Here is a 15661-nt window from a genome sequence, read left to right as displayed (position 1 = left end):
TCCACAGTTCTACTTCCGTACAACTGACGTGACCGGTACTATCGAACTGCCAGAAGGCGTTGAGATGGTTATGCCTGGTGACAACATCAAGATGGTTGTTGAGCTGATCGCACCTATCGCGATGGACGAAGGTCTACGCTTCGCTATCCGTGAAGGTGGCCGTACTGTAGGTGCCGGTGTTGTTGCTAACATCATCGCTTAATTTGATAGACATCTAGTCTTATCAATAGAAGGGAGCGCATTGCGCTCCTTTTTTTTCCTCTTTAATCGCCCGATACAGATATAAATAAGTCTTTCATCAATAACCAAGCGTTATATAAAAAACCTTTACCTTAAACGCAATGCAAACTATTCTCGTTATAGTTCATTTTTTGAGATGACTGAGATGTTAGTTTGTATTTGTCACAGCGTATCAGATAAAACCATTAAGCATTGGGTGCGCCAGCAAGGCGTCACCAGTATTCGCGAACTTCGTCAACTGACGCCTCTTGGATCTCAATGTGGTAAATGTGTGCGCCACGCTAAAGAGGTTATATACAACGAGAGTCAGCTTATCACATTGCAAAAAGCGAGCTAATAAGCGGTCAATATTTGACAGCCTCCTTATGGGTTCTACATTTGTAAAGTAGAACCCATAAGGAGGCTATTGCCATGAAAGGCGATCCAAAATCTATAGCGTTTCTCAACACGGTACTGGGCAATGAACTTGTTGCTATTAATCAGTACTTTCTTCATGCGCGCATGCTTAAAGACTGGGGGTTAAAAGTCATCGCGGATAAAGAATATGAAGAGTCGATCGATGAGATGAAGCATGCCGACAAGCTGATTGAAAGAATATTATTTCTTGAGGGCACCCCGAACCTCCAAGATCTTGGCAAACTGAGAATTGGCGAAGATACGCAAGAAATCTTTGAATGTGATTTGGCGATTGAAATGCAAGCCCATGAGGATTTAAAAGAGGCCATTGCTTACACAGAGAGCATCAGAGATTTTGTCTCTCGTGATCTGTTTCAATACATTCTTGATGACGAAGAAGAGCATATCGATTGGTTAGAGACTCAGATTGGCTTAATTGATAAGGTCGGCATCGCCAACTATAATCAAGCTCAGATCATCGAAGATGCCAGCGAAAAAGGTTAGGTTAAAACAGTCATCCCGCCTTGACGATGAAAAACGTGCCAGAGAGGCGCGTTTTTTTATGGCGTGTTTTTGACCAACGCTTGCAAAGCCATTGCGTATCGGTATAATGCCCGTCACTGCTTAAGTCATTGCGACTTCCGACGCAGTTGTGAACCAATGAGCATCGAGGAATGGAACAGTAAACTGTTCGTTTAATGTATACTCCGCTTATGTTCGCAGTCATAGAATAATGGCTGACAATGTGCCTAATTTTGGCACTACGGTTTCACATAAATTAATCGGCATTCCCTCGCCTTAGTGAGAAGGAATGGCGATATTGTTTGTGTAAATATTTTAGAATTTGGAGCTCTGTCTCATGCAGAACCAACGTATCCGTATCCGCCTGAAGGCGTTCGATCATCGTTTGATCGATCAGTCTACAGCGGAAATCGTTGAAACCGCTAAGCGCACTGGCGCACAGGTTAAGGGACCTATTCCTTTGCCTACTCGTAAAGAGCGCTTCACCGTTCTTATTTCTCCGCACGTAAACAAAGACGCACGTGACCAGTACGAAATTCGTACTCACAAACGTCTGATCGACATCGTTGAGCCAACAGACAAAACTGTTGACGCTTTGATGCGTCTTGACCTTGCTGCGGGCGTTGATGTTCAAATCAGCCTGGGTTAAGGGGGAGTAGATAATGATTGGTCTAGTCGGTCGTAAAGTCGGTATGACTCGTATCTTCAACGAAGATGGCGTTTCTATCCCGGTTACCGTAGTTGAAGTTGAAGCAAACCGTGTTGCTCAGGTACGTAAACCTGAAGTTGACGGGTATGCAGCAATTCAAATCACTACAGGCGAGAAGAAAGCAAGCCGTGTAAACAAGGCACAAGCTGGTCACTTTGCGAAAGCAGGTGTTGAAGCAGGCCGCGGTTTGTGGGAATTCCGTTTGGAAAATGATGAACAGTACGAAGTTGGCGCTGAGCTAAACGTAGAACTGTTTAACGAAATCAAAAAAGTAGACGTTACTGGCACGTCGAAGGGTAAGGGCTTCCAAGGCGGCGTTAAGCGTTGGAACTTCCGTACTCAAGATATGAGCCACGGTAACTCTTTGTCTCACCGTGCTCCTGGTTCTATCGGTCAATGTCAGACTCCAGGTCGCGTATTCAAAGGCAAAAAAATGGCAGGTCATATGGGTGCTGAGCGTGTAACGACTCAAAACCTAGAGATCGTACGTGTTGACGCTGAGCGCAATCTGCTTCTTATTAAAGGTGCAGTCCCAGGTGCGACAGGTGGCAACGTGATCGTTAAACCAGCCGTTAAAGCGTAACGTCGAGGAGATAGTAATGGAATTGGTAGTCAAAGGCGCCGACGCGCTAACTGTTTCCGAAACTACCTTCGGGCGTGAATTCAACGAATCCCTGGTACACCAGGTAGTCGTTGCATACGCAGCTGGTGCCCGTCAAGGTACTCGCGCTCAGAAAACTCGTTCAGACGTATCTGGTGGCGGTGCTAAGCCATGGCGTCAGAAGGGTACTGGTCGCGCCCGTGCAGGTACAATCCGCAGCCCAATTTGGCGCAGCGGTGGTGTCACTTTCGCAGCTCGTCCTCAGGACCATAGCCAGAAAGTAAACAAAAAGATGTACCGCGGTGCTCTTAAGAGCATCCTATCAGAGCTAGTTCGTCAAGAGCGTTTAATCGTGGTTGATAACTTCTCTGTTGAAGCACCAAAAACTAAAGAGCTTGTCGCTAAGCTGAAAGAGCTTGAGCTAAGCGACGTTCTGATCGTCACTGCCGAAGTTGATGAGAACCTGTTCCTTGCGGCACGTAACCTGTATAAGGTTGACGTACGCGATGCAGATACCATCGACCCAGTTAGCTTGATCGCATTCGACAAAGTCGTGATGACTGCAGATGCAGTTAAACAAGTTGAGGAGATGCTGGCATGATCACTGAAGAGCGTATCCTAAAAGTTCTGCGTGCTCCGCACATCTCTGAAAAAGCGACGATGGCCGCTGAAAACAACAACACTGTTGTGTTTAAAGTAGCTAAAGAAGCAACGAAAAAAGAGATCAAAGCGGCAGTTGAAAAACTGTTCGAAGTTGAAGTGAAGTCTGTTCGTACCCTTCTCGTTAAGGGTAAGACCAAACGTCAAGGTATGCGTGAAGGCCGTCGTAGCGACTGGAAAAAAGCGTATGTTGCCTTGAAAGAAGGTCAGGACATCGACTTCGTTGGCGGCGCTGAGTAAGACGGAGGAGTAAAAGCAAATGGCTATTATGAAATGTAAGCCGACTTCACCGGGTCGTCGTCACCTTGTTAAAGTGGTTAACCATGATCTTTATAAAGGTAAACCATATGCACCACTGCTAGAGAAAAACTCTAAGTCAGGCGGTCGCAATAACAACGGTCGAATCACAGTGCGTCACATCGGTGGTGGTCACAAGCATCATTACCGTGTAATTGACTTCAAACGTACTAAAGACGGTATCCCAGCGAAAGTTGAGCGTCTTGAGTATGATCCAAACCGTAGTGCAAACATTGCGCTTGTACTGTATACGGATGGTGAACGTCGTTACATTATCGCACCGAAAGGCCTAAAAGCCGGTGATCAGATTCAATCTGGTGCAGATGCAGCAATCAAGGTAGGTAACAGCCTGCCAATGCGTAACATCCCAGTGGGTTCTACTATCCACAACATCGAGTTGAAACCTGGTAAAGGTGCTCAGCTTGCTCGTTCTGCGGGTGCTTATGCACAGATCGTTGCTCGTGACGGCGCGTACGTCACACTCCGCCTGCGCAGCGGTGAAATGCGCAAGGTTCTTGCTGAAGGTCGTGCGACCCTTGGTGAAGTGGGTAATTCAGAGCACATGCTACGCGAACTGGGTAAAGCCGGTGCCGCGCGCTGGAAAGGCGCACGTCCAAGCGTACGTGGTGTTGCAATGAACCCGGTTGATCACCCACACGGTGGTGGTGAAGGTCGTACCTCAGGTGGCCGTCATCCAGTAACACCTTGGGGTATGCCAACTAAAGGCTTCAAAACCCGTAAGAACAAACGTACCGACAAGTACATTGTACGTCGTCGTAACAAGTAATTATTATCAGAGGATAAGCCATGCCACGTTCTCTCAAGAAAGGTCCTTTTATTGACCTGCACTTGCTGAAGAAGGTAGAGAAAGCGGTGGAAAGCGGTGACAAGAAGCCTTTAAAGACTTGGTCCCGTCGTTCAATGATCATCCCACAGATGATCGGATTGACCATCGCTGTCCATAATGGTCGTCAGCACGTACCCGTTTTCGTTTCTGAAGAAATGATCGGTCACAAGCTCGGCGAGTTTGCACCAACACGTACTTATCGCGGCCACGCTGCTGATAAGAAAGCTAAGAAGCGTTAAGGGGTAAGAAATGGAAGCTATTGCTAAACATCGCTTTGCTCGTATCTCGCCTCAAAAAGCACGTTTGGTTGCGGATCAGGTGCGCGGTAAAGACGTAGCACAGGCACTGGAACTACTGACTTTCAGCGACAAAAAAGCTGCTGACTTGGTTAAGAAAGTGTTGGAATCTGCTATTGCAAACGCCGAGCATAACGAAGGTGCGGATATCGACGATTTAAGCGTCGCCAAAGTCTTCGTTGATGAAGGCCCAATCATGAAGCGTATTATGCCTCGTGCAAAAGGCCGTGCCGATCGCATCTTGAAGCGTTCTAGCCACATCACTGTTGTTGTAGCAGACCGCTAAGAGACGAGGAGATAAAGCAATGGGTCAAAAAGTACATCCTAATGGTATTCGTCTGGGCATTGTAAAGCCTTGGAATTCCACTTGGTTTGCTAATAACCAAGATTTCGCTGACAACCTAGACGGCGACTTTAAGGTACGTCAGTTCCTAACTAGTGAACTGAAAAAAGCGTCAGTATCTCGCATCGTTATCGAGCGTCCAGCTAAGAGTGTTCGTGTGACTATTCACACTGCGCGCCCTGGTGTGGTGATTGGTAAAAAAGGTGAAGATGTTGAGAAACTGCGCGCTCACGTTGCAAAACTGGCCGGTGTACCAGCGCAAATTAATATCGCTGAAGTACGTAAACCTGAGCTAGATGCGCAACTTGTTGGCGACAGCATCGCATCACAGCTAGAGCGTCGTGTTATGTTCCGTCGTGCCATGAAGCGCGCCGTACAAAACGCTATGCGCCTAGGTGCCAAAGGTATCAAAGTGGAAGTAAGCGGTCGTCTTGGCGGCGCTGAAATCGCTCGTACCGAGTGGTACCGTGAAGGACGTGTGCCATTGCACACGCTTCGTGCTGACATTGATTACGCAACTTCTTCTGCTCACACCCAGTACGGTGTTATCGGCATTAAAACCTGGATCTTCAAAGGCGAAGTCCTAGGTGGAATGGCTGAAGTAGAGCAAAAGGCTGACAAGCCGAAGAAGCAGCGTAAAGGCCGTAAGTAAGGAGTCTATCGATGCTTCAACCAAAACGTACTAAGTTCCGCAAGACTTTTAAAGGTCGTAACCGCGGTCTGGCGCACGGTACTGACGTAAGCTTCGGTACCTATGGCCTAAAAGCTGTTGGTCGCGGTCGTATCACTGCGCGTCAAATTGAGGCGGCTCGTCGTGCGATGACTCGTCACATTAAACGTCAAGGCCAAATCTGGATTCGTGTCTTCCCCGACAAACCAATTACTGGTAAGCCGTTGGAAGTTCGTATGGGTAAGGGTAAAGGTTCAGTTGATTACTGGGTTGCCCAAATCCAACCAGGCAAAGTCCTGTACGAAATGGATGGTGTTCCTGAATCACTGGCTCGCGAAGCGTTTGAATTAGCTTCACGTAAGCTACCGATCAAAACCACTTTCGTAACTAAGGCGGTGATGTGATGAAAGCACAAGAACTACGTGAAAAGACTGTTGAGCAGCTGAATGAAGAGCTTATGGGTCTGCTACGTGAGCAGTTTAACCTGCGCATGCAAGCGGCTACAGGCCAACTTCAGCAAACTCACACTCTGAAAGCTGTTCGTCGCGATATCGCACGTGTAAAAACCGTACTGACTGAGAAGGCTAACGCATAATGAGCGAGAACATCCGCACTCAGCAAGGTCGCGTCATCAGCGACAAAGGCGATAAAACTATCGTCGTTGCTATCGAGCGTTTTGTGAAACACCCAATCTACGGTAAGTACATCAAGCGCACGAGTAAGCTACATGTACACGATGAATCTAACCAGTGTAACCAAGGTGATACTGTTGAGGTTCGTGAGTGTCGTCCAATTTCTAAGCGTAAGTCTTGGACATTGGTTCGCGTTGTTGAAAAATCACGCATCTAAGCGATTTTTCAGACAATAATAAGTCAAACGGCTCTCATTCGGGGGGCCGTTTATTTTTTATCTACCCATCTGGTCAAAATAGTGTTATTATTCGCCGCCCTTGTAAAAAGGCAGCCCGACCCGAGATGGGTCTAGATGTAATAACAGCGGAGCACTAACAATGATCCAAATGCAAAGTATGCTGGACGCAGCCGACAACTCCGGCGCTCGCAGTGTAATGTGTATTAAGGTTCTGGGTGGCTCTCACCGTCGTTACGCCCACGTTGGCGACATCATCAAAGTTACCGTTAAGGATTCAATTCCTCGCGGTAAAGTGAAAAAAGGTGATGTGCTTAAGGCGGTGGTAGTTCGCACCCGTAAAGGCGTACGTCGTCCAGACGGCTCTGTCATTCGCTTCGACCGCAATGCTTGCGTGTTGTTGAACAACACGAACGAGCAACTAGTCGGCACACGTATCTTTGGCCCTGTGACACGTGAACTTCGTAACGAGAAGTTTATGAAAATTGTGTCTCTGGCGCCTGAAGTTCTGTAAGGAGCGATCTCATGGCAGCTAAAATCCGTCGTAACGACGAAGTTATCGTTCTTGCCGGTAAAGATAAAGGCAAGAAAGGTAAAGTATCTAAGGTTCTACCAACCGGTAAAGTTATCGTTGAAGGTATTAACCTCGTGAAGAAGCACCAGAAGCCGGTTCCGGCTCTGGGCACTCAAGGTGGCATTGTTGAACAAGAAGCCGCTATTGATGTTTCTAACGTGGCTATCTTTAACGCAGCAGCTGGTAAAGGTGACCGTGTAGGCTTCCGATTTGAAGACGGCAAAAAAGTGCGTTTTTTCAAGTCGAATGGCGAAACTATTAAGTAATTCTGGAGTAGTACAATGGCGAAACTGCATGATTACTACAAAGAGACAGTTGTAGCTGAGCTATCTAAGCAATTTGGTTACAAAAGCATCATGCAAGTCCCAGGGATCGAGAAGATCACCCTTAACATGGGTGTGGGCGAAGCTCTGAACGACAAAAAACTGCTTGAAAATGCAGCTGCTGATATGACCGCGATTTCTGGTCAAAAGCCGCTCATCACTAAAGCACGTAAGTCAGTCGCAGGCTTCAAGATCCGTGAGGGCTACCCAATTGGTTGTAAAGTAACCCTACGTGGCGAGCGTATGTGGGACTTCTTCGAGCGCTTAATCGCGATCGCAGTTCCTCGTATCCGTGATTTCCGTGGCCTGAACCCGAAAGCGTTCGATGGTCGTGGTAACTACAGCATGGGCGTTCGCGAGCAAATCATCTTCCCTGAGATTGACTATGACAAAGTCGATCGTATCCGTGGTCTTGATATTACTATCACTACTACTGCAGGTACAGATGAGGAAGGTCGAGCTCTGCTGGCTGCCTTTAACTTCCCATTCCGTAAGTAAGGTGAAGGGTTACTGTTATGGCTAAAAAATCGATGAAAGCACGTGATGTAAAACGTGCGAAGCTCGCAGCGCGCTACGCTGAAAAGCGTGCCAACCTGCGTGCGACCATTAAAAGTGTCAACACGTCAGACGAAGAGCGTTGGGACGCAGTCCTGAAGCTTCAGTCGCTACCGCGTGATTCTGCGAAGTCTCGTCAGCGTAACCGCTGCAACCAGACTGGTCGTCCACATGGCTACCTACGCAAATTCGGCCTAAGCCGAATCAAGGTTCGTGAAGCTTGCATGAAAGGCGAGATTCCGGGTCTGCGTAAGGCAAGCTGGTAATTGAATCACGGGAGTAAAGACTTATGAGCATGCAAGATCCGATTTCGGATATGCTGACCCGCTTACGCAACGGTCAGACAGCAAAGAAAGTTGCTGTTAAAATGCCTTCGTCAAAGCTAAAGGTGGCAATTGCTGAGCTACTAAAAGCAGAAGGTTACGTGGCTGATGTCGCAGTAAATAGCGACGACAAGCCTGAACTGGAAGTGACGTTGAAATACTTCGAATCTAAACCAGTTATCGAGCAAATCCAACGAGTTAGCCGTCCGGGCCTGCGCATCTACAAAAAGAAAGATGAGTTGCCTTCAGTGATGGGTGGCCTTGGTATTGCGGTTGTATCAACTTCGAAAGGTTTGATGACCGATCGCGCAGCTCGCAAAGCGGGTCTGGGCGGTGAAATCATCTGCTACGTAGCGTAATAAGGAGTAGGAAATGTCTCGTGTTGCAAAAGCACCTGTCGTAGTTCCTGCCGGCGTAGAGGTGAAACTTGACGGTCAGGACATCACTGTAAAAGGAAGCAAAGGCGAACTTAGCCGCACGCTTCACGATATGGTGGCAGTAAACCAAGAAGAAAACACCATTACCTTCGCACCAAGTGTGGAACACGCTAAAGCATGGGCTCATGCTGGTACAGCGCGCGCACTGGTCAACAGCATGGTTGTTGGTGTAACAGAAGGCTTTACCAAGAAACTGATCCTGAAAGGTGTTGGTTATCGTGCAAACATTGCCGGTAACAAACTTAACCTGACACTTGGTTTCTCTCACCCGGTAGAACACGTTCTGCCTGAGGGTGTAAAAGCAGAGTGCCCAAGCCAAACTGAAATTGTTATCAGCGGTGCTGATAAACAAGCAGTTGGCCAGGTTGCTGCTGAAATCCGCGCATACCGCAAGCCAGAGCCTTACAAAGGTAAAGGTGTTCGTTACGCTGACGAAGCTGTGCGTACTAAAGAAGCTAAGAAGAAGTAAGGTAACACTATGGATAAGAAAGCATCTCGTATCCGTCGTGCGACCAAAGCACGACGCAAGATCGCGGAAATGGGTGCGACTCGCCTGGTGGTACACCGTACTCCACGTCATGTGTACGCACAGGTTATCGCTGGTAATGGCGCGGAAGTTATCGCCGCCGCTTCTACCGTAGAAAAAGCGATCCGTGAACAAGTTAAGAGCACCGGGAACAAAGACGCCGCTGCAGCCGTGGGTAAGATCATTGCTGAGCGAGCGAAGGAAAAAGGCATCGAAGCTGTTGCTTTTGACCGTTCCGGTTTCCAATACCACGGCCGTGTGGCTGCACTGGCAGATGCTGCCCGTGAAGCTGGTCTGAAATTCTAAGGTAGGTGGAAGATGGCTAACGATAAACAACAAAGTGATTTGCATGAGAAGCTGATCGCTGTAAACCGTGTATCTAAGACGGTTAAAGGTGGTCGCATCTTTACCTTCACCGCACTAACAGTGGTAGGTGATGGTAACGGTCGCGTTGGTTTCGGTTACGGTAAAGCCCGTGAAGTACCAGCAGCGATCCAGAAATCAATGGAAAAGGCGCGTCGTAACATGATTACTATCGCGCTGAACGACGGTACCCTGCACCATGCTGTAAAAGGCCGCCACACTGGTTCTAAAGTGTATATGCAGCCAGCATCAGATGGTACAGGTATCATCGCAGGTGGTGCGATGCGTGCCGTGCTTGAAGTAGCAGGCGTCCAAAACGTTCTGGCGAAAGCATACGGTTCTACCAACCCAATCAACATCGTTCGTGCAACGATCGATGGCCTGGGTGGTACGAAGTCTCCAGAAATGGTAGCTGCTAAACGTGGCATGCCTGTTAACGAAATTCTGGGGTAATCGACATGGCTAAGACAATTAAAGTAACTCAGACTCGTAGCGTTATCGGCCGTTTGCCGAAACACAAAGCGACCCTGCGTGGCTTGGGCCTACGTCGCATCAACCACACTGTTGAACTTGAAGATACACCGTGTATTCGCGGTATGATCAACAAAGTCAACTACATGGTTAAAGTGGAGGAGTAATCACATGCGTTTGAATACTCTATCTCCGGCTGCAGGCTCAAAGCCTTCTGCGAAGCGTGTAGGCCGTGGTATTGGTTCAGGCCTGGGTAAAACCGGTGGCCGTGGTCACAAAGGTCAGAAATCACGTTCAGGTGGTTCAGTACGCCCAGGTTTCGAAGGCGGTCAAATGCCTTTGAAACAGCGTCTGCCAAAATTCGGTTTTACTTCGCGTAAAGGCCTGACTTCAGCTGAGGTTCGTTTAGGCGAGCTGGCTAAAGTTGATGGTGACGTCGTAAGCCTTGAGTCGCTAAAAGCGGCAAACGTTGTTGCACAAGACACTCGTACGGCGAAAATCGTACTGTCTGGCGAAATCGCTCGTGCAGTAACCGTTAAAGGTGTTCGTGTCACTAAAGGCGCTAAAGCGGCAATCGAAGCTGCAGGCGGTAAAATCGAGGAATAATTAGCTCGAGGACGAGGTACAGATGGCAAAACAACCAGGACAAAACTTCAGTAGTGCAAAAGGCGGAGTTGCGGAGCTGAAAAGTCGCCTACTTTTTGTAGCAATGGCATTATTGGTATTCCGTGCCGGCTCTTTTGTGCCCATTCCTGGTATTGACGCTGCTGTACTTGCCGATCTGTTCGAACAGCAACAAGGGACCATCATTGACTTGGTTAACATGTTCTCTGGTGGTGCCCTTGAGCGTGCCTCGATACTGGCACTGGGCATTATGCCGTATATTTCGGCGTCGATTATTGTTCAGTTATTGTCAGTCGTTCATCCCGCATTAGCGGAATTGAAAAAAGAGGGTGAGTCTGGTCGTCGTAAGATAAACCAGTACACTCGCTACGGCACGTTGGTGTTGGCAACGTTCCAAGCAATTGGAATCGCGACCGGGTTACCAAGTATGATGCCGGGTCTGGTGATTAATCCAGGTCCTGCGTTTTACTTTACCGCGGTAGTTAGTTTGGTGACCGGTACCATGTTTTTGATGTGGTTAGGTGAACAAATTACCGAGCGCGGCATTGGTAACGGTATTTCGTTGATTATTTTCACCGGGATCGTCGCGGGTCTGCCACCCGCAATTGGACAGACAATAGAGCAAGCGCGTCAAGGCGACATGTCTCCGCTTCTCTTGCTAGGTATCGCAGTTATCGTATTGGCTGTCGTCTACTTTGTGGTCTTCATGGAGCGTGGTCAACGTCGTATCGTTGTTAACTACGCTAAGCGGCAACAAGGTCGTCGTGTTTTTGCAGCGCAAAGCACGCATCTGCCTCTTAAGATCAACATGGCAGGCGTTATTCCTGCGATTTTTGCATCAAGTATTATTCTGTTCCCTGGCACGCTTGCTAACTGGTTTGGTAAGGGTGATCAGACAAGCTGGCTGACCGATGTGTCTTTGGCACTGAGTCCGGGACAACCAGCGTATGTGATACTTTATGCGGCAGCGATTATCTTCTTCTGCTTTTTCTATACGGCGTTGGTATTTAACCCGCGAGAAACTGCAGATAACTTGAAGAAGTCAGGGGCGTTCGTACCTGGTATTCGCCCGGGTGAGCAGACTGCTAGATACATTGATAAAGTAATGACACGTTTGACCCTAGCGGGCGCCATGTATATTACCTTTATCTGTCTGATCCCCGAGTTCATGATGATTGCGTGGGATGTCCACTTTTACTTTGGTGGTACATCACTACTTATCGTAGTAGTCGTAATCATGGACTTTATGGCTCAAGTTCAGACTCATTTGATGTCTCAACAATATGAGTCCGTGTTGAAAAAAGCCAACCTAAAAGGCTACGGCCGCTAATAGGTTGTCTATTTACGGAGTTTAGCAATGAAAGTTCGTGCTTCCGTTAAGAAAATCTGCCGTAACTGTAAAGTGATCAAACGTAACGGTACCGTTCGTGTGATCTGCAGTGAGCCAAAGCACAAGCAACGCCAAGGCTAATAGCAGAATATTTTTCTTGCAAAATGAGGTCAGGCTGGCTACATTAGCCAGCCCACCTTTTGTATGTGCAAAAGAAGTGGCTATGCCGCTGCGTATCCTCGACGGGCTCTGCAGCGGTTCTACTTGAAAAGTACTAGGAGTGAATAGTGGCCCGTATAGCAGGCATTAACATTCCTGATCAAAAGCACGCTGTAATCGCATTGACTGCGATTTACGGTGTCGGCAAAACCACCTCTCAAGCTATTCTAGCTGATGTCGGTATTGCTGAAAGCACTAAGATCAGTGAACTATCAGAAGAACAGATCGACCAATTGCGTGACGGTGTGGCTAAATACACCGTAGAAGGCGATCTACGTCGTGAAATTTCCATGAACATCAAGCGTCTTATGGACCTTGGTTGTTACCGCGGTTTGCGTCATCGTCGCAGCTTGCCACTTCGTGGCCAGCGTACGAAGACCAACGCTCGTACCCGTAAGGGTCCGCGCAAACCGATCAAGAAATAATCGGGGTAGGTGAGTACTATGGCTAAACAAGCAACTCGTGCACGCAAACGCGTACGCAAGCAAGTCGCTGATGGCGTTGCGCACATTCATGCGTCTTTCAATAACACAATCGTGACGATTTCTGACCGTCAAGGCAATGCTCTAGCATGGGCAACTGCCGGTGGTTCAGGCTTCCGTGGCTCTCGTAAGTCAACTCCATACGCTGCGCAGGTTGCTGCTGAGCGTTGTGGTGAAATGGCTAAAGAGTACGGCCTGAAAAACCTCGAAGTGATGGTTAAAGGTCCAGGTCCAGGCCGCGAGTCTACTATTCGTGCCCTGAACGCTGCGGGCTTCCGCATCACTAACATTGTCGATGCGACGCCAATCCCGCATAACGGTTGTCGTCCACCTAAGAAACGCCGCGTTTAATACGCACTAGCGCTGTTTCTTAGAATATTGGAGAAAGATCATGGCAAGATATTTGGGTCCTAAGCTGAAGCTTAGCCGTCGCGAAGGTACTGACTTGTTCCTTAAGTCAGGCGTACGCGCGATTGATACCAAGTGTAAAATCGATAACGTCCCAGGCGTTCACGGTCAGCGTCGCGGCCGTTTGTCTGACTATGGCGTTCAGCTTCGTGAGAAGCAAAAAGTTCGTCGTATGTACGGCGTAATGGAAAAGCAGTTCCGTAACTACTATAAAGACGCTGCCCGCATCAAGGGCAATACAGGTGAAAACCTGCTTCAGCTTCTTGAAGGTCGTCTAGATAACGTAGTTTACCGCATGGGCTTTGGTGCCACTCGCGCCGAATCACGTCAGCTGGTAAGCCACAAAGCGATCCTAGTTAACGGCAAAGTTGTTAACGTACCTTCTTTCAAGGTTTCGGCAAACGACGTGGTTAGCATTCGCGAGAAGGCGAAGAACCAGGCGCGCATTAAAGCAGCTCTAGAAGTTGCGGCACAGCGCGAACTGCCAACTTGGATCGAAGTAGACAGCAAGAAGATGGAAGGCACATTCAAACGCCTACCAGAGCGTTCTGATTTGTCTGCTGACATCAACGAACACCTGATCGTCGAGCTTTACTCTAAGTAAAGCTGAACTAAAGAGAGGACATAATGCAGGGTTCTGTAACAGAATTTCTTAAGCCGCGTCTGGTTGATATTGAACAAGTTAGCTCGACGCACGCAAAAGTAACTCTTGAACCTCTAGAGCGTGGCTTTGGCCATACTCTGGGGAATGCGCTACGTCGTATCCTACTTTCATCTATGCCAGGCTGTGCGGTGACGGAAGTTGAAATTGACGGCGTATTGCACGAGTACAGCACCAAAGAAGGGGTTCAGGAAGACATCCTGGAAATCCTACTTAACCTTAAAGGCCTAGCCGTTAAGGTTGAGGGTAAAGATGAAGTTATCCTTACTCTGACCAAGTCTGGTGCAGGCCCTGTTGTTGCAGGCGACATCACCCATGATGGTGGTGTTGAGATTGCGAACCCAGAACACGTTATCTGCCACCTGACTGATGCAAACGCGGAAATTAGCATGCGTATCAAGGTAGAACGTGGTCGTGGCTATGTACCAGCGTCTGCGCGTATCGATAGCGAAGACGACGAGCGTCCCATTGGTCGCCTACTTGTCGATGCAACGTTTAGCCCAGTAGATCGTATTGCTTACAATGTTGAAGCAGCACGTGTTGAACAGCGTACCGACCTTGATAAGTTAGTCATCGATATGGAAACTAACGGTACACTGGATCCTGAGGAAGCGATTCGCCGTGCGGCAACCATCCTAGCTGAACAGTTGGATGCGTTTGTTGATTTACGCGACGTGCGTGTCCCTGAGGAGAAAGAAGAGAAGCCAGAGTTCGATCCGATCCTACTGCGTCCTGTAGACGATCTTGAACTAACTGTTCGCTCTGCAAACTGTTTGAAAGCAGAAGCGATTCACTATATCGGTGATCTGGTACAGCGTACTGAGGTTGAGCTTCTTAAAACACCAAACCTTGGTAAGAAGTCTTTGACAGAGATTAAAGACGTGCTGGCATCACGTGGTCTATCTCTAGGCATGCGCCTAGAAAACTGGCCGCCAGCATCAATCGCTGAAGATTAATCAGTTACTGATTATTTAGTTAGAAGGATTAGGTCATGCGCCATCGTAAGAGTGGTCGTCAACTCAATCGCAACAGCAGCCATCGTAAAGCGATGTTCAGCAACATGGCTAGCTCGCTGGTAACTCACGAAGTTATCAAAACAACTTTGCCTAAGGCAAAAGAGCTGCGTCGCGTTATTGAACCGTTGATTACCTTAGCTAAGAACGACAGTGTTGCTAACCGTCGTGTAGCGTTCGCTCGCACTCGTAACGACGAAGTAGTAGCGAAACTGTTTAATGAACTCGGCCCACGTTTTGCTTCACGTGCAGGCGGTTACACTCGCATTTTGAAATGCGGTGTTCGCTCAGGTGATAAAGCCCCTATGGCTTACATCGAGCTCGTAGATCGCCCAGAGCAAGACGCTGAGGAAGCTGCAGAATAAGTTATTTATTTTTGTAGTGTATTTAGAAAAGCCAGGCTTATGCCTGGCTTTTTCTTTATCTAAACTTATCTTTTTGACGTAAGCCGCGATATAGCATCAATGAGTAAAAATATTATTGGTGACGCTTTTCGTCACTCTCATCGCGCTAATAGATCTCGTCGGTGTTAAGAATAGCCAGACAGTTTTGAACGAAATACGCCCAATGTGGGGCTAAAGTCAGCAACAAGGTTTAATTTTGAACAAACAAAAAAGAAAATGAAATTTATTGTTGACGGTTGTCACGTTTTCTCTAGAATGCAGCCCTACTTAACGCGGAGACAACGCGTTAGGGAAGTCAAAAAGAGATTTTATTTCAGGCCCTGAGGGTTGAAAATAAAAGATAGAATTTCTTCTTGACTTTAACGGCAAGGCGCGTAAGATACGCAGCCCTGACCAAGCGAAGCTTCGCACAGTCAACGCTCTTTAACAATTTGACCTATGCAATCTGTGTGGGCACTCGTTGAGAATAGACAAAAAGATTTATTCGATGAACTGAGTGA

The 15661-nt window shown here is 47.9% G+C and carries 31 protein-coding genes; all 31 read left to right on the top strand.

The annotated features are described in order from the left end of the window. Positions 1–202 (top strand): EF-Tu C-terminal domain-related protein (locus BZJ21_RS13845; protein WP_077659796.1); only part of this gene is annotated, 202 nt, incomplete at its 5' end. A gap of 183 nt (positions 203–385) precedes the next feature. Further along, entirely contained in the window at positions 386–577 is a 192-nt protein-coding gene (gene bfd / locus BZJ21_RS13840) for a bacterioferritin-associated ferredoxin (protein ID WP_021024461.1), read from the top strand. A 74-nt stretch (positions 578–651) separates the two neighbouring features. Then, positions 652–1140 (top strand): bacterioferritin, encoded by a 489-nt coding sequence (gene bfr / locus BZJ21_RS13835; protein ID WP_021024462.1) that lies wholly within the window; start codon positions 652–654, stop codon positions 1138–1140. 355 nt (positions 1141–1495) lie between these two features. Next, positions 1496–1807, top strand: a complete 312-nt coding sequence (rpsJ, locus tag BZJ21_RS13830; protein ID WP_002541412.1) for a 30S ribosomal protein S10 — start codon at positions 1496–1498, stop codon at positions 1805–1807. A 13-nt stretch (positions 1808–1820) separates the two neighbouring features. After that, positions 1821–2450 (top strand): 50S ribosomal protein L3, encoded by a 630-nt coding sequence (gene rplC / locus BZJ21_RS13825; protein WP_021024463.1) that lies wholly within the window; start codon positions 1821–1823, stop codon positions 2448–2450. Between the two features lie 16 nt (positions 2451–2466). After that, positions 2467–3069 (top strand): 50S ribosomal protein L4, encoded by a 603-nt coding sequence (gene rplD / locus BZJ21_RS13820; RefSeq protein WP_021024464.1) that lies wholly within the window; start codon positions 2467–2469, stop codon positions 3067–3069. After that, positions 3066–3368 carry a 50S ribosomal protein L23 gene (gene rplW / locus BZJ21_RS13815; RefSeq protein WP_021024465.1) on the top strand — a complete coding sequence of 101 codons (303 nt, stop codon included), beginning with the start codon at positions 3066–3068 and terminating at the stop codon, positions 3366–3368. Before rplD ends, rplW begins: the two co-directional genes overlap by 4 nt. Before the next feature lie 19 nt (positions 3369–3387). Then, positions 3388–4212: a 50S ribosomal protein L2 gene (gene rplB, locus BZJ21_RS13810; protein WP_021024466.1), complete on the top strand. Its 825-nt coding sequence runs from the start codon at positions 3388–3390 to the stop codon at positions 4210–4212. A gap of 20 nt (positions 4213–4232) precedes the next feature. Next, positions 4233–4511: a 30S ribosomal protein S19 gene (rpsS, locus tag BZJ21_RS13805; protein ID WP_021024467.1), complete on the top strand. Its 279-nt coding sequence runs from the start codon at positions 4233–4235 to the stop codon at positions 4509–4511. Between the two features lie 10 nt (positions 4512–4521). Further along, positions 4522–4854 carry a 50S ribosomal protein L22 gene (gene rplV, locus BZJ21_RS13800; protein ID WP_021024468.1) on the top strand — a complete coding sequence of 111 codons (333 nt, stop codon included), beginning with the start codon at positions 4522–4524 and terminating at the stop codon, positions 4852–4854. Between the two features lie 19 nt (positions 4855–4873). Beyond that, entirely contained in the window at positions 4874–5563 is a 690-nt protein-coding gene (rpsC, locus tag BZJ21_RS13795) for a 30S ribosomal protein S3 (RefSeq protein ID WP_021024469.1), read from the top strand. 11 nt (positions 5564–5574) lie between these two features. Beyond that, positions 5575–5985 carry a 50S ribosomal protein L16 gene (gene rplP / locus BZJ21_RS13790; protein WP_021024470.1) on the top strand — a complete coding sequence of 137 codons (411 nt, stop codon included), beginning with the start codon at positions 5575–5577 and terminating at the stop codon, positions 5983–5985. Beyond that, positions 5985–6176, top strand: coding sequence for a 50S ribosomal protein L29 (gene rpmC, locus BZJ21_RS13785; protein ID WP_021024471.1), 192 nt, complete (start codon positions 5985–5987; stop codon positions 6174–6176). Before rplP ends, rpmC begins: the two co-directional genes overlap by 1 nt. After that, on the top strand, positions 6176–6430 hold the full coding sequence (gene rpsQ / locus BZJ21_RS13780) for a 30S ribosomal protein S17 (protein WP_021024472.1): 255 nt from the start codon (positions 6176–6178) through the stop codon (positions 6428–6430). Before rpmC ends, rpsQ begins: the two co-directional genes overlap by 1 nt. A gap of 160 nt (positions 6431–6590) precedes the next feature. Beyond that, positions 6591–6962, top strand: a complete 372-nt coding sequence (gene rplN, locus BZJ21_RS13775) for a 50S ribosomal protein L14 (RefSeq protein WP_021024473.1) — start codon at positions 6591–6593, stop codon at positions 6960–6962. Between the two features lie 11 nt (positions 6963–6973). Continuing rightward, positions 6974–7288 carry a 50S ribosomal protein L24 gene (gene rplX / locus BZJ21_RS13770; protein ID WP_021024474.1) on the top strand — a complete coding sequence of 105 codons (315 nt, stop codon included), beginning with the start codon at positions 6974–6976 and terminating at the stop codon, positions 7286–7288. 15 nt (positions 7289–7303) lie between these two features. Next, entirely contained in the window at positions 7304–7843 is a 540-nt protein-coding gene (gene rplE, locus BZJ21_RS13765; RefSeq protein ID WP_021024475.1) for a 50S ribosomal protein L5, read from the top strand. A 17-nt stretch (positions 7844–7860) separates the two neighbouring features. Then, complete coding sequence (gene rpsN / locus BZJ21_RS13760; protein WP_021024476.1) at positions 7861–8166, top strand: 30S ribosomal protein S14; 306 nt, start codon at positions 7861–7863, stop codon at positions 8164–8166. Between the two features lie 23 nt (positions 8167–8189). Further along, a complete protein-coding gene (rpsH, locus tag BZJ21_RS13755; protein ID WP_021024477.1) occupies positions 8190–8582 on the top strand; it encodes a 30S ribosomal protein S8 in 393 nt (130 codons plus the stop codon). A 13-nt stretch (positions 8583–8595) separates the two neighbouring features. Next, the gene (rplF, locus tag BZJ21_RS13750) at positions 8596–9129 is read left to right on the top strand and encodes a 50S ribosomal protein L6 (RefSeq protein ID WP_021024478.1); all 534 of its coding nucleotides are present in this window, start codon (positions 8596–8598) and stop codon (positions 9127–9129) included. A gap of 9 nt (positions 9130–9138) precedes the next feature. Further along, positions 9139–9492: a 50S ribosomal protein L18 gene (gene rplR / locus BZJ21_RS13745; RefSeq protein ID WP_021024479.1), complete on the top strand. Its 354-nt coding sequence runs from the start codon at positions 9139–9141 to the stop codon at positions 9490–9492. A 12-nt stretch (positions 9493–9504) separates the two neighbouring features. Beyond that, the gene (gene rpsE, locus BZJ21_RS13740) at positions 9505–10002 is read left to right on the top strand and encodes a 30S ribosomal protein S5 (RefSeq protein WP_021024480.1); all 498 of its coding nucleotides are present in this window, start codon (positions 9505–9507) and stop codon (positions 10000–10002) included. A gap of 5 nt (positions 10003–10007) precedes the next feature. Further along, positions 10008–10187, top strand: a complete 180-nt coding sequence (rpmD, locus tag BZJ21_RS13735) for a 50S ribosomal protein L30 (protein ID WP_021024481.1) — start codon at positions 10008–10010, stop codon at positions 10185–10187. A gap of 4 nt (positions 10188–10191) precedes the next feature. Next, on the top strand, positions 10192–10626 hold the full coding sequence (gene rplO / locus BZJ21_RS13730) for a 50S ribosomal protein L15 (protein ID WP_021024482.1): 435 nt from the start codon (positions 10192–10194) through the stop codon (positions 10624–10626). A gap of 22 nt (positions 10627–10648) precedes the next feature. Continuing rightward, positions 10649–11974, top strand: coding sequence for a preprotein translocase subunit SecY (gene secY / locus BZJ21_RS13725; RefSeq protein WP_025674307.1), 1326 nt, complete (start codon positions 10649–10651; stop codon positions 11972–11974). Positions 11975–12001: 27 nt separating this feature from the next. After that, complete coding sequence (gene rpmJ / locus BZJ21_RS13720; RefSeq protein WP_021024484.1) at positions 12002–12115, top strand: 50S ribosomal protein L36; 114 nt, start codon at positions 12002–12004, stop codon at positions 12113–12115. 146 nt (positions 12116–12261) lie between these two features. Then, the gene (rpsM, locus tag BZJ21_RS13715) at positions 12262–12618 is read left to right on the top strand and encodes a 30S ribosomal protein S13 (RefSeq protein WP_021024485.1); all 357 of its coding nucleotides are present in this window, start codon (positions 12262–12264) and stop codon (positions 12616–12618) included. An 18-nt stretch (positions 12619–12636) separates the two neighbouring features. Continuing rightward, positions 12637–13026, top strand: coding sequence for a 30S ribosomal protein S11 (gene rpsK / locus BZJ21_RS13710; protein ID WP_021024486.1), 390 nt, complete (start codon positions 12637–12639; stop codon positions 13024–13026). Positions 13027–13066: 40 nt separating this feature from the next. Continuing rightward, positions 13067–13687: a 30S ribosomal protein S4 gene (gene rpsD, locus BZJ21_RS13705; protein WP_021024487.1), complete on the top strand. Its 621-nt coding sequence runs from the start codon at positions 13067–13069 to the stop codon at positions 13685–13687. A gap of 23 nt (positions 13688–13710) precedes the next feature. Beyond that, the gene (locus tag BZJ21_RS13700) at positions 13711–14700 is read left to right on the top strand and encodes a DNA-directed RNA polymerase subunit alpha (RefSeq protein ID WP_077461926.1); all 990 of its coding nucleotides are present in this window, start codon (positions 13711–13713) and stop codon (positions 14698–14700) included. Between the two features lie 35 nt (positions 14701–14735). Beyond that, the gene (gene rplQ, locus BZJ21_RS13695) at positions 14736–15122 is read left to right on the top strand and encodes a 50S ribosomal protein L17 (RefSeq protein ID WP_021024489.1); all 387 of its coding nucleotides are present in this window, start codon (positions 14736–14738) and stop codon (positions 15120–15122) included. Positions 15123–15661 lie beyond the last annotated feature (539 nt).

Origin of the sequence: Salinivibrio costicola subsp. alcaliphilus (genome assembly GCF_001996185.1) — a bacterium.
GTDB classification, from domain to species: domain Bacteria; phylum Pseudomonadota; class Gammaproteobacteria; order Enterobacterales; family Vibrionaceae; genus Salinivibrio; species Salinivibrio costicola.
This window is presented reverse-complemented; position numbering and strand designations above follow the sequence as displayed.

Coding starts and splice junctions, on each gene's coding strand:
- rpmC (WP_021024471.1), top strand. CDS start 5,985: ATGAAAGCACAAGAACTACGTGAAAAGACTGTTGAGCAGCTGAATGAA.
- rpsQ (WP_021024472.1), top strand. CDS start 6,176: ATGAGCGAGAACATCCGCACTCAGCAAGGTCGCGTCATCAGCGACAAA.
- rplD (WP_021024464.1), top strand. CDS start 2,467: ATGGAATTGGTAGTCAAAGGCGCCGACGCGCTAACTGTTTCCGAAACT.
- rplW (WP_021024465.1), top strand. CDS start 3,066: ATGATCACTGAAGAGCGTATCCTAAAAGTTCTGCGTGCTCCGCACATC.
- rplB (WP_021024466.1), top strand. CDS start 3,388: ATGGCTATTATGAAATGTAAGCCGACTTCACCGGGTCGTCGTCACCTT.
- rplO (WP_021024482.1), top strand. CDS start 10,192: ATGCGTTTGAATACTCTATCTCCGGCTGCAGGCTCAAAGCCTTCTGCG.
- bfr (WP_021024462.1), top strand. CDS start 652: ATGAAAGGCGATCCAAAATCTATAGCGTTTCTCAACACGGTACTGGGC.
- rplC (WP_021024463.1), top strand. CDS start 1,821: ATGATTGGTCTAGTCGGTCGTAAAGTCGGTATGACTCGTATCTTCAAC.
- rpsJ (WP_002541412.1), top strand. CDS start 1,496: ATGCAGAACCAACGTATCCGTATCCGCCTGAAGGCGTTCGATCATCGT.
- rplV (WP_021024468.1), top strand. CDS start 4,522: ATGGAAGCTATTGCTAAACATCGCTTTGCTCGTATCTCGCCTCAAAAA.
- rpsS (WP_021024467.1), top strand. CDS start 4,233: ATGCCACGTTCTCTCAAGAAAGGTCCTTTTATTGACCTGCACTTGCTG.
- rpsC (WP_021024469.1), top strand. CDS start 4,874: ATGGGTCAAAAAGTACATCCTAATGGTATTCGTCTGGGCATTGTAAAG.
- rpsE (WP_021024480.1), top strand. CDS start 9,505: ATGGCTAACGATAAACAACAAAGTGATTTGCATGAGAAGCTGATCGCT.
- rplX (WP_021024474.1), top strand. CDS start 6,974: ATGGCAGCTAAAATCCGTCGTAACGACGAAGTTATCGTTCTTGCCGGT.
- rplE (WP_021024475.1), top strand. CDS start 7,304: ATGGCGAAACTGCATGATTACTACAAAGAGACAGTTGTAGCTGAGCTA.
- rpsD (WP_021024487.1), top strand. CDS start 13,067: ATGGCAAGATATTTGGGTCCTAAGCTGAAGCTTAGCCGTCGCGAAGGT.
- rplQ (WP_021024489.1), top strand. CDS start 14,736: ATGCGCCATCGTAAGAGTGGTCGTCAACTCAATCGCAACAGCAGCCAT.
- rpsK (WP_021024486.1), top strand. CDS start 12,637: ATGGCTAAACAAGCAACTCGTGCACGCAAACGCGTACGCAAGCAAGTC.
- rplR (WP_021024479.1), top strand. CDS start 9,139: ATGGATAAGAAAGCATCTCGTATCCGTCGTGCGACCAAAGCACGACGC.
- rpmJ (WP_021024484.1), top strand. CDS start 12,002: ATGAAAGTTCGTGCTTCCGTTAAGAAAATCTGCCGTAACTGTAAAGTG.
- rplN (WP_021024473.1), top strand. CDS start 6,591: ATGATCCAAATGCAAAGTATGCTGGACGCAGCCGACAACTCCGGCGCT.
- bfd (WP_021024461.1), top strand. CDS start 386: ATGTTAGTTTGTATTTGTCACAGCGTATCAGATAAAACCATTAAGCAT.
- BZJ21_RS13700 (WP_077461926.1), top strand. CDS start 13,711: ATGCAGGGTTCTGTAACAGAATTTCTTAAGCCGCGTCTGGTTGATATT.
- rpsH (WP_021024477.1), top strand. CDS start 8,190: ATGAGCATGCAAGATCCGATTTCGGATATGCTGACCCGCTTACGCAAC.
- rplP (WP_021024470.1), top strand. CDS start 5,575: ATGCTTCAACCAAAACGTACTAAGTTCCGCAAGACTTTTAAAGGTCGT.
- rplF (WP_021024478.1), top strand. CDS start 8,596: ATGTCTCGTGTTGCAAAAGCACCTGTCGTAGTTCCTGCCGGCGTAGAG.
- rpmD (WP_021024481.1), top strand. CDS start 10,008: ATGGCTAAGACAATTAAAGTAACTCAGACTCGTAGCGTTATCGGCCGT.
- rpsN (WP_021024476.1), top strand. CDS start 7,861: ATGGCTAAAAAATCGATGAAAGCACGTGATGTAAAACGTGCGAAGCTC.
- secY (WP_025674307.1), top strand. CDS start 10,649: ATGGCAAAACAACCAGGACAAAACTTCAGTAGTGCAAAAGGCGGAGTT.